The 10,301-nt window shown below is 75.7% G+C and carries 9 protein-coding genes; 3 read left to right on the forward strand and 6 right to left on the reverse strand.

Features of this window, described 5'->3' with window-relative positions:
• Positions 1–6 precede the first annotated feature (6 nt).
• The 3 genes from ACFV4F_RS24555 to ACFV4F_RS24565 all read right to left on the reverse strand — a co-directional run bounded on the left by ACFV4F_RS24555 (position 7) and on the right by ACFV4F_RS24565 (position 2,532).
• On the reverse strand, positions 7–999 hold the full coding sequence (locus tag ACFV4F_RS24555) for a malate dehydrogenase (RefSeq protein ID WP_380439003.1): 993 nt from the start codon (positions 997–999) through the stop codon (positions 7–9).
• A 228-nt stretch (positions 1,000–1,227) separates the two neighbouring features.
• Positions 1,228–1,656 (reverse strand): DUF3017 domain-containing protein, encoded by a 429-nt coding sequence (locus tag ACFV4F_RS24560; protein WP_380439001.1) that lies wholly within the window; start codon positions 1,654–1,656, stop codon positions 1,228–1,230.
• Positions 1,657–1,677: 21 nt separating this feature from the next.
• Positions 1,678–2,532 (reverse strand): bifunctional methylenetetrahydrofolate dehydrogenase/methenyltetrahydrofolate cyclohydrolase, encoded by an 855-nt coding sequence (locus tag ACFV4F_RS24565; RefSeq protein WP_380438999.1) that lies wholly within the window; start codon positions 2,530–2,532, stop codon positions 1,678–1,680.
• A 480-nt stretch (positions 2,533–3,012) separates the two neighbouring features.
• Between ACFV4F_RS24565 and ACFV4F_RS24570 the strand changes: the two genes are divergently transcribed.
• The gene (locus ACFV4F_RS24570) at positions 3,013–3,648 is read left to right on the forward strand and encodes a hypothetical protein (RefSeq protein ID WP_380505449.1); all 636 of its coding nucleotides are present in this window, start codon (positions 3,013–3,015) and stop codon (positions 3,646–3,648) included.
• Positions 3,649–3,729: 81 nt separating this feature from the next.
• Here the strand turns inward: ACFV4F_RS24570 and purH are convergent, their stop codons facing one another.
• Together purH and purN are read right to left on the reverse strand one after the other, a co-directional pair.
• Positions 3,730–5,307: a bifunctional phosphoribosylaminoimidazolecarboxamide formyltransferase/IMP cyclohydrolase gene (purH, locus tag ACFV4F_RS24575; protein WP_380505452.1), complete on the reverse strand. Its 1,578-nt coding sequence runs from the start codon at positions 5,305–5,307 to the stop codon at positions 3,730–3,732.
• Positions 5,304–5,963 carry a phosphoribosylglycinamide formyltransferase gene (gene purN / locus ACFV4F_RS24580; RefSeq protein WP_380438993.1) on the reverse strand — a complete coding sequence of 220 codons (660 nt, stop codon included), beginning with the start codon at positions 5,961–5,963 and terminating at the stop codon, positions 5,304–5,306. Before purN ends, purH begins: the two co-directional genes overlap by 4 nt.
• 324 nt (positions 5,964–6,287) lie before the next feature.
• On the opposite strand from purN, the gene ACFV4F_RS24585 reads away from it, so the two are divergent.
• Complete coding sequence (locus ACFV4F_RS24585) at positions 6,288–6,872, forward strand: hypothetical protein (protein WP_380505455.1); 585 nt, start codon at positions 6,288–6,290, stop codon at positions 6,870–6,872.
• Positions 6,873–7,018: 146 nt separating this feature from the next.
• Here the strand turns inward: ACFV4F_RS24585 and ACFV4F_RS24590 are convergent, their stop codons facing one another.
• Positions 7,019–8,479, reverse strand: coding sequence for a DUF6350 family protein (locus ACFV4F_RS24590; protein WP_380505458.1), 1,461 nt, complete (start codon positions 8,477–8,479; stop codon positions 7,019–7,021).
• A 132-nt stretch (positions 8,480–8,611) separates the two neighbouring features.
• Here ACFV4F_RS24590 and ACFV4F_RS24595 point away from each other — a divergent pair, with 132 nt between their 5' ends.
• On the forward strand, positions 8,612–10,171 hold the full coding sequence (locus ACFV4F_RS24595) for a hypothetical protein (protein ID WP_380505460.1): 1,560 nt from the start codon (positions 8,612–8,614) through the stop codon (positions 10,169–10,171).
• The last annotated feature ends 130 nt before the right edge of the window (positions 10,172–10,301 follow it).

The raw sequence follows: 10,301 nt of genomic DNA on the forward strand, positions 1-10,301 counted from the left end.
GTCGGCTCAGATGAGGCCGAGCTCCTGGACCGCGTCGCGCTCCTCGGTCAGCTCCTTGACCGAGGCGTCGATGCGGGCGCGGGAGAAGTCGGAGATCTCCAGGCCCTGGACGATCTCGAACTTGCCGTCCTTGGTGGTGACGGGGAAGGAGGAGATCAGGCCGGCCGGGACGCCGTAGGAGCCGTCGGAGACGACGCCCATCGAGGTCCAGTCACCCTCGGCGGTGCCGTTGACCCAGGTGTGCACGTGGTCGATGGCGGCGTTGGCGGCCGAGGCGGCCGAGGACGCGCCGCGGGCCTCGATGATGGCCGCGCCGCGCTTGGCGACGGTCGGGATGAAGTCGTTCTCCAGCCAGGCCTGGTCGCTGCCGACGGCCTCGAAGGCCGGCTTGCCGGCGACCTCGGCCTGGAAGATGTCCGGGTACTGGGTCGCGGAGTGGTTGCCCCAGATGGTGACGCGCTTGATGTCCGAGACCAGGGCGCCGGTCTTGGCGGAGAGCTGGCCGACGGCGCGGTTGTGGTCCAGGCGGGTCATCGCGGTGAAGCGCTCGGCCGGGACGTCCGGGGCGTTGCGCTGGGCGATCAGGGCGTTGGTGTTGGCCGGGTTGCCGACGACCAGGACCTTGATGTCGGCCGCGGCGTGGTCGTTGATGGCCTTGCCCTGCGGGCCGAAGATGCCGCCGTTGGCCTGCAGCAGGTCGCCGCGCTCCATGCCAGCGGTGCGCGGACGGGCGCCGACCAGCAGGGCGACGTTGGCGCCGTCGAAGGCCACGTTCGGGTTGTCGGTGATGGTGATGTCGCGCAGCAGCGGGAACGCGCAGTCCACGAGCTCCATCGCGGTGCCCTCGGCGGCCTTCAGGCCCTGCGGGATCTCCAGGAGGCGCAGGTTCACCGGCACGTCGGCACCGAGCAGGTGGCCCGAGGCGATGCGGAAGAGCAGCGCGTAGCCGATCTGGCCGGCTGCTCCGGTGATGGTGACGTTGACGGGGGTGCGGGTCATTTCTACCTTCTCCAGCAAATCGCCAGGTGCCCCAGGCACACCGGCACTGGAGCCGAGGATGGTCTCTCGACATCGAGAGACCGGCGTCAGGTTATCGCAAAGGGAAGCGTACGCCGCGTGCGCGGGCGTGGCTGATGCGTCACAACGGCGGAACGCCCGGCGGGCACGCGGACGGCCCCCGCCCGGAGTACCCGGACGGGGGCCGTCGCGCGGCGCGGTGGCGCGGGATCAGTGCTTGGGACGCCCGATCAGCTGCCCGATGTTGTCGAGCAGCGGGAACTCCAGCCACGGGTTCGGCTGGGCCACCAGCGTCAGCAGGACGATCGCCGACCCCAGGAAGCCCAGCACGATCACGTCGGTGAAGCGGCTGCGCACCGCGAGCATCCCGACCTCGGGCAGCACCAGCCGCAGGACGGCGCCGAGCAGCACGCCGCCGCCGAGGATCAGCAGCCCGAACTTGAAACCGTCCTTGAAGTCGGCGAACCAGGTGACCGCGAGCCCGGCGCCGACCACCAGCAGGACCAGCGTTATCGGCCACTGCCGCACCGGCAGGGCGTGCTCGCGCCCGAGGGCCGCGGCCGAGCCCTCCGGCGGGATGGTGCCGGTGGTCTTGACCGGCCGCTGCCGGGACCGCGCCGCGGGTCGTGGGTCACTCATGTCCGCCGCCTCCCGGAGGTGTCAGACGCCGGCGCGGCGCTCGGCCGCCTCGACGATGTTGTTGAGCAGCATCGCGCGGGTCATCGGGCCCACGCCGCCCGGGTTCGGCGAGATCCAGCCGGCCACCTCCGCCACGCCCGGGTGCACGTCGCCGACGATCTTGCCCTCGCTGCGGCTGACGCCCACGTCCAGGACGGCCGCGCCCGCCTTGACGTCCTCCGGCTTGATCAGGTGCGGCACGCCGGCGGCGGCCACGATGATGTCGGCCTTGCGCAGGTGGTAGGCCAGGTCCCGGGTGCCGGTGTGGCACAGGGTCACGGTGGCGTTCTCGGAGCGGCGGGTCAGCAGCAGGCCGATCGAGCGGCCGACGGTGACCCCGCGGCCGACGACGACCACCTCGGCGCCGTTGATCTCGACGTCGTGGCGGCGCAGCAGCTCGACGATGCCCAGCGGGGTGCAGGGCAGCGGGCCCTGGATGCCGAGGGCGAGGCGGCCGAGCGAGGTCGGGTGCAGGCCGTCCGCGTCCTTGTCCGGGTCCATGAGCTCCAGGACCGGGTTCTGGTCCAGGCCCTTGGGCAGCGGCAGCTGGACGATGTAGCCGGTGCAGGCCGGGTCGGCGTTGAGCTCGCGGACGACGTCCTCGACGTCCTGCTGGGTGGCGGTGGCGGGCAGCTCGCGCTGGATCGAGGCGATGCCGACCTCGGCGCAGTCCTTGTGCTTGCCGTTCACGTACCAGCGGCTGCCCGGGTCGTCGCCGACCAGGACGGTGCCGAGGCCGGGCGTGACGCCCTTCGCCTTGAGGGCCGCCACGCGGACGGCGAGTTCGGACTTGATCGCGGCAGCAGTGGCCTTGCCATCGAGAATCTGGGCAGTCATGACCCCATTCTCCCGGATCGCGGCAAGCCTCCGTACCAGGGCACCGGACCCGCTCCGCCGGGGCCCGCGGGAGAACGGGACGGACACGGAAGGCCGGTACCGCGTTGCGGTTGCGCCACAGTCTCGCCACCGCCGCGGGGGCGGCTGGACACGGCGCTCCCGTCCGGTCGACGATATGGGGCACGGCCCTGCCGCGACCGGCCCGGTGACGGGCCGACGGACACCACGGCGGGGCGCACCCGGGGGAAAGAAGCAGTGAGCCGACCACACGACACAGCGCCGTCCAGCGCGCCGCAGCCGTTCCCGCTCGCTCCGCACCGGGCACGTTCCTGAGCCGCCGGCGCTCGGCACCGCGGCACCGTCGCCGTGCCGCCGACGCGCCCGACCGGCGTCCCGTCCGTCCGGCACCCCGACCCGCCGGCCGGCTCCGGGCGCTCCGCCGCCCCGTCCCCACGTCCCCGTAACCGCCCGGAGGCTTCGATGAGTTACCCGCCCGACCCGAACAACCCGTACGGCCAGCCGCAGCAGCCCGGGTACGGCTACCCGCAGCAGGCCCCGCCGGCCGCCGGGTACGGCTACCCGCAGCCGGCCGCGCAGCCCGTGTACGGGTACCCGCCGGTCGCGCCCCAGCGCATGTCGATGCCGGGTCTGATGGTCACCGCCCGGGTGTTCCTGTTCATCATCGGCGCGGTGCAGGTCTTCATCACGGCCGGTCTGCTGATCGGGGCCGCCGGCGCCAAGAAGGTCGCCAACGAGCACACCACCGGCAGCGACACCGCGATCTTCGGCAACGCGGCGGCGAGCGTCCTGCTGGTCATCGGGGTCGTCTACCTGCTCGCCGCGGTGCTCTCCATCACGCTCGGCGTGAAGTTCGGCAGCGGCGGCCCGGCCACCCGGATCACCACCATCGTGTACGGCTCGATCGCCCTGCTGCTCGGCCTCGGCGTGCTGGTCAGCTCGATCACCGGGGGCGCCAACTCCCAGGTCGCGGGCGCCGCGGCGGGCGCCGGGGTCGGGGTCGGGGTCGGCGTGCTGTGGATCGCGATCTGCGTCCTGTGGATCGCCGCGGTGACCACCCGGGACGGCGTCGCCTGGTTCAACCGGCCGCGCTACTGACCGGCCCGCCCGCACGGCGACGCGGAGCGGCCCGGCCCCCTCTCGGAGGGAGCCGGGCCGCTCCTGCGTTCCGTCACGCCGTCAGTGGAAGAAGTGGCGCGCGCCGGTGAAGTACATCGTCACGCCCGCCTTGGTGGCGGCCTCGACGACCTGCTCGTCGCGGATCGAACCGCCGGGCTGCACGATCGCCCTGACGCCCGCGGCGATCAGGATCTCCGGGCCGTCCGGGAACGGGAAGAACGCGTCCGAGGCCGCGTACGAGCCCTTGGCCCGCTCGCCGGCCCGCTCGACCGCGAGCTTGCACGAGTCCACGCGGTTGACCTGGCCCATGCCGACGCCGACCGAGGCACCATCCTTGGCCAGCAGGATCGCGTTGGACTTGACGGCCCGGCAGGCCCGCCAGGCGAAGGCCAGCTCGGCCAGCTCCGCCTCGGACAGCGCCTCGCCGCTGGCCAGCGTCCAGGTCGCCGGGTCGTCGCCCTCGGCGTGCACCCGGTCGGCGTCCTGGAGCAGCACTCCGCCGGAGACCGGGCGCACCTCCTGGCGGTTGACCGGGGCCTCGGGGGCGAGCAGCACCCGCAGGTTCTTCTTGCGGGCCAGGACCTCGACCGCGCCCTCCTCGTAGCCGGGGGCCACGACGACCTCGGTGAAGATCGGGGCGATCTGCTCGGCCAGCTCGACGGTGACCGGGCGGTTGACCGCGATGACGCCGCCGTACGCGGAGACCGGGTCGCACTCGTGCGCCTTGCGGTGCGCCTCGGCGACGTCGGCGCCGGTCGCGATGCCGCACGGGTTGGCGTGCTTGATGATCGCGACGGCCGGCTCGGCGTGGTCGTAGGCGGCGCGGCGGGCGGCGTCGGTGTCGACGAAGTTGTTGTACGACATCTCCTTGCCGTGCAGCTGCTGCGCGCCGGCCAGGCCGCCGGTGCCGGCGCTGTACAGCGCGGCGCCCTGGTGCGGGTTCTCGCCGTAGCGCAGCACGCTCTGCCGCTCCCAGGTGGCGCCCAGGAACTCGGGGAAGCGCTCGTCGCTCGGGGCGTAGCCGGCCTCGAACCAGGAGGCGACGGCCACGTCGTAGGCGGCGGTGTGGGCGAACGCCGCACCGGCCAGGCGCTTGCGGGTGGCCAGGTCGAAGCCGCCCACGCGGGCGGCCGTCAGGACGTCGCCGTAGCGGGCCGGGTCGACCACGACGGCGACCGACGGGTGGTTCTTGGCGGCGGCGCGGACCATGCTCGGGCCGCCGATGTCGATCTGCTCGACGCACTCGTCCGGGGTGGCGCCGGAGGCGACGGTGGCCTTGAACGGGTAGAGGTTCACGACGACCAGGTCGAACGGCTCGACGCCGAGCTCGGCCAGCTGAGCGCGGTGCGACTCCAGGCGCAGGTCGGCGAGCACGCCGGCGTGCACGCGGGGGTGCAGCGTCTTCACGCGCCCGTCCAGGCACTCCGGGAAGCCGGTCAGCTCGGAGACCTCGGTCACCGGGACGCCGGCGGCGGCGATGCGGCCGGCGGTCGAGCCGGTGGAGACGATCGCGACCCCGGCGGCGTGCAGGCCCTGGGCCAGCTCCTCCAGACCGGTCTTGTCGTACACGCTGATCAGCGCACGACGGATCGGACGGATGTTCTCCGAAACGGGGGGCGTGGTGGAGCTGGCACTCATGCCGGGATCCATACCTTTCGGTCCTCGATGCGGTGACCTTCGCGGGCCAGCCGGCCCACGACGTCGACGAGCAGCTTGCGCTCGACAGTCTTGATGCGCTCGTGCAGCGCTTCGCCGCCATCGGCGTGATCGGCGTCGGCGACCTCGACGACGCCCTGCGCGATGATCGGCCCGGTGTCCACCCCGGCGTCGACCAGGTGGACGGTGCAGCCGGTGACCCTCACCCCGTACGCGAGCGCGTCGGTGACGCCGTGAGCGCCGGGGAAAGACGGCAGCAGAGCGGGGTGGGTGTTGACGATCCGCCCCGCGAAGGCCGCGATGAACTCGGGGCCGAGGATCTTCATGAAGCCGGCCGTGACGACCAGGTCCGGCTCGTGGGCGGCGACGGAGGCGGTCAGCGCACGGTCCCAGTCGGCGCGGTCCGCGTGGTCCTTGACCCGGTGGACGAAGGTCGGCAGGCCCGCCCGCTCGGCGCGCTCCAGACCCGCGATGCCGTCGCGGTCCGCGCCCACCGCGAGGATCTCGGCCCCGTAGGCCGGGTCGGCGGCGGCGTCGAGCAGCGCCTGCAGGTTGGTGCCCGAGCCGGAGACCAGCACCACCAGGCGGGCCGGTCCGGGCGTACGGGGCGGGAAGAGCTGGGCGGGGGCGGCGGCCACTGCGCGATTCTCCGTAGGTCGGGCGCCGCCCGCTGGTACGTCCACCGGCGGTGGGGCCACTACGAACGGCAGGTCGAGCGAGGGGGAACACCAGGAGAACCCGCCGCGACGCGGGCCCCGGGGAACCTCTGTGAGCTGCTGACCGTCACCACGATAACGGCTGGTCGGACGGCCCCCGAACCCTCCGGCCGGGGCTACGCGCGTAGTTGAGACGGGGATCTCCCCGCGCCCGGCCCGGCAGGCCGCCGGGGGCCCGTCGGACCGCTGCGGGATCATAGGGGCACGGGCACCCGCCCCACCGACCGAGAAGGAATGGCGGAAACCATGAGCAGCGGTGACAACCCCGGCGAGCGCAACCCCTTCGCGCCGCCGCCGGCGGATGCCCCGGACCAGCCGTGGCAGCCGCGTGCCCCCCGGTCCGCCGACGGCGGCGACGGCCCCGACGGCGAGGGCCCCGGCCGGTCCGGCGGCGACGGCCGGCAGCCCCGCCCGCCGGCCCCGCAGCCGCCACGGCTCGACCCCACCGATCCGGCCCAGCGCAAGGCCCGCAACGCGGCGCTCGCCGGGCTGTTCGCGCTGATCTGCGTGCTCGCCGGGGTCACCTGGGTGGCACTGTTCGTCGGCGCGCTCGGCATCGTGTGGGGCGTCGGCGCGATGCGCGCCCCCCGGCCGGCCACCGCCGTGGGCGTCGCGCCCGCCGGGCCGAACCCGCTCACGCCGGCCGCGCTCGCCGGGGTGCTCACCGGCGCGATGACCGTCGTGGTGGCGTCCTCGGTGATCGGCCTCGGGCTCTACTACGACGACTACGTGACCTGCGTCCGCGACTCGCTGACGACGGTCGGCGCCGACAACTGCAGCCGGCTCGCGCCGCAGTGGTACGTCGACCTGGTCGGGAACGGCCGGAACTAGGACCGGCCCTTTCCGCTCGGAGGGCCGCGGCGTCAGGGCGTGTCCAATCGCAGGGCGGAGGCTGAGGGACATCGGCCGCCGACGACGACGCGGCGACGTGCGCTCCCTGGCGTCGCGGCGCCCGGCCTGAGCCGAAAGGACACGCCCTACGGTCGATCCTCCGACGCCTCGGGGGCGCTTCCGCTCAGCCGCAGCACCGCGCCGTGCGCGCGGGCACGCAACTGCCAGCCGCTCCGGCGGGCGCGGCCGGCCAGGCCCGCGAGGACGCCGGCTCCCGGAGCGGCCGGGCCCAGCGCCCGGTGGCGCGCCAGCAGCGCCCCGGGCACCACCACGACGACGAACCAGCCCGCCGCCGCAAGGCCCGCCCACCACGGCACCGGCCCCAGCCGGGCCATCCGGCCGCCCGCCAGCGCGCCGCCGGACAGCCAGCCCAGCGCGGCCGCCCCGGCACCCGTCAGCAGCGCCGCCAGCACGGCCGCCACGGCCGTCGCGGCCGGCTGCCACGCGCGCCGGGCCGCGGCCCGGCCGAGCAGCACCGCCGGGACCGCCCCGGCCAGGACGGGGAGCGCGATCGCCGCGAGCCGCCAGCCGCCCGGGCCGGACTCCGGGAGCAGCGCGAACAGCGGGAAGTCCGGCACCGGCCCGAGCGCCGTGCCACCCGGCGCCACCACCGTCCCCTCCCCCACGGCGAACCCCGGCCCCAGCGCGTACGCCGCTCCCCACAGGACCGCGTTCGGCAGCAGCACCACCGCCAGCAGCACCAGCCCCGCGACGGCCGTCGGGCCCCGGCCCAGCACCGCCATCCCCCGGCCGCCGCCGGTCACCGCGTCCGACACCGCCGCGACGGCTACCAGCACTCCGCCCGCCGCCACCAGCCCGGCCCCCGCCGCGAGCGCCGCACGGCGGACGGCTTCCGCGCAGTCCGCCGGACGGGCGTGCTCGGGAAGGCGGCCGAGGAGGCGGCTCGCGAACACGGCCCCGAGCACGTCGGAGTCGTCCGGCTCGTCCGGCTCGTCCAGCTCATCCGGCCCGTACGACGCGTAGGGCTCGTAGGGCTCGTACGCCCCATAGGGCTCGTCGGGCTCGCGGACCTCGCGCGTCGACCGGGCCCCCGCGGTGACCGCGAGCGCGGCCAGCAGCCCGACCACCAGGACGTCCGGCAGCACCCGGGTGCGGAACAGGCCCGCTCCCGCGCAGTGCACCACGACCACGACCGCCACCCCGCAGTAGCCCGCCCACACCGCCACCGGGCCGCCCCACCACGACCTCAGCCCCCGCCGCGCCGACACCCGGGCGCCCGCCCGGAACAGCTGGACCACCGCCAGCAGGCCGATGAGCAGCGGAGTGACCGTCAGCGGCGCCCCCGCGCCCCCGCGCAGCAGCGGCGCGCCGTGCCCCAGCAGCCACAGCGCCCCCGCGAGCCGCGACGCACCGGCCGCGTCGTCGTCCGCGTACGGCGTCACCACCCACAGCCCGAGCACCGGCACCCCGACCACCGCGAGGCCGACGAGCGCCGTCCGCGCCCCCGCCAGGAGGTCGGCCAGGGCGGGGCGAGCACCCAGTTCGCCCGGCACCTCCAGGATCGGACGGCCCATCAGCTGCGTCATGCGCCTCATGGTGCCAAGGCGACTCGCCATGCTCCGTGAAGCGGCAAACCGCCGTCGTGTCCCAGATTATTGGCTTATGCGCATTTTCAGACCCTGCCCCCAAGCCGCCGGCGGCCCGACCCGGAGCGTCTGATGACCACGCCACCCCGCACGCGGAAACTGACCCCCCGTGAGGCAGAGGCCCTCGCCCAGCTCGTCGCCGGGCACCCCCTGCCCCGCGGCACCCGCGCCGCCCTGCGCCGCGCCATGGAGAAGCTGGGTGCCGCCACCGAGGCCGAGGCGGTGGCCCTGGCGAAGCGCCTCGGCGCGGACCCGGCCGAGGCGCCGTCAGCCGTCCGGCGGAAGCCCCCCGCCGAGGCCCAGGCCAAGACGGCGGCCCCGGCCAGGGCTGCTGCCCCGGCCAAGACGGCGGCACCCGCCAAGAGGGCCGCCCCGCCGGGCGAGCGCCCCCGATCCGCCGCCCGCGCCGACGAGCAGCCGCGCCGCGAGCCCGGCAAGGTGCCCGGCCGCCCGACCGAAGGCACCGGCGGCGGCCTGGCCGCCGGCACCGCCCGCCCCGCCCCCGCCCCCGTCGAACACCGGCGGATCCCCGCGAAGCGCCGCGAAACCGGCGCGGAGCAGCGGCCCGGCGCGCGGCCGGCCGACCCCGGGCCGCGGACGGGCGCGCGCGACGACGCCGGCCCGGGAACGTTCGAGGAGATGTACGAGACCTCCCACACGCGGCTCGTCCAGCAGGTCTTCCTGCTGACGGCGTGCCGGCACCGGGCGGCGCACTGCGTGCGGCGGGCGTTCGGGGAAGCGCGGCGCGCGTGGGACGCGGTGGCCGGCTCCGGGAATCCGGAGGCGTGGGTGCGGGTGCGGGCGTCCGAGCTGGCGCTGTCGCCGTGGCACCGGGGCGGGCCGCGCCGGGCGCACGCGTGGCGGCTGCCGCACCGGCGGATCAAGGTGCGCCCGGCCGACGAGTCGCAGGCGGTGCTGCCGGACCACGACCGTCTGACGGACCGGGACCGGGCCCTGCTGAAGGCGCTGAAGCGGCTGTCCCGGCCGCAGCGGCGCGCGCTGGTGCTGCACGACGGGCTGGGGCTGCCGGCGGCGGCCGTCGCGGTGGAGGTGGAGTCGACGCTGGCCGCGGCGGAGGGGCGGGTGTGGGCGGCCCGGGCGGCGCTGGCGCAATGGGTGCCGGACCTGGCCGGGCCGGATCCGGCCGATCCCGGGTTCGCGGACCGGCTGAGCGGGCTGCTGCACCGGGCGGCCGTGCGCGGGTGCCCGGAGCCGCACCGGCCCGCGGTGCCGGTGCTCCGGGCCCGGCACGGGTTGCGGAGCCTGGTCCTGACGGGTGCGGCGGCGGCGCTGACGGCGTCGGTGGGCGGCGCGGCGATGATGACGCTGGTCGGCGGCCGTCCGGCGGTGCTGTTCCGGGAGCCGGAACCGCCGGCGCCGTCGGTGTGCGTCCAGGCGCCGGACGCGGCCGAGCCCGGGGTGCCGGTGGCGCCGGGCGGGCCGGCCGGCGGGATCAGCAGCCTGTGGTGCAGCCCGACGCCCGGGCTGGAGGCGGTGGTGGTGGACCCGCCGCCGCGCGCGATCGCGCTGTGGGAGCTGCCGGCAGCGGCCAAGGGGGCGGAGGCCCCGCCGCCGCAGGGACCGCCGAAGTGCGCCCGCTGGGCTCCGCTGCCCTGCACCCCGGCGCGCTGACGGGCTCCGCGAGAAGGCGAGTGCCCCCGCCCGGCGGACCGGGCGGGGGGCCTCGGCGGCCGGGGGGGGGTGAGCCGGCGGTGTTCTCGCGCGCCCGGCGGGCGGTCTCGGGCGGCGGGTTTCCGACCTT

This window comes from Kitasatospora sp. NPDC059722 (assembly GCF_042733235.1).
Taxonomy (GTDB): Bacteria; Actinomycetota; Actinomycetes; order Streptomycetales; family Streptomycetaceae; genus Kitasatospora.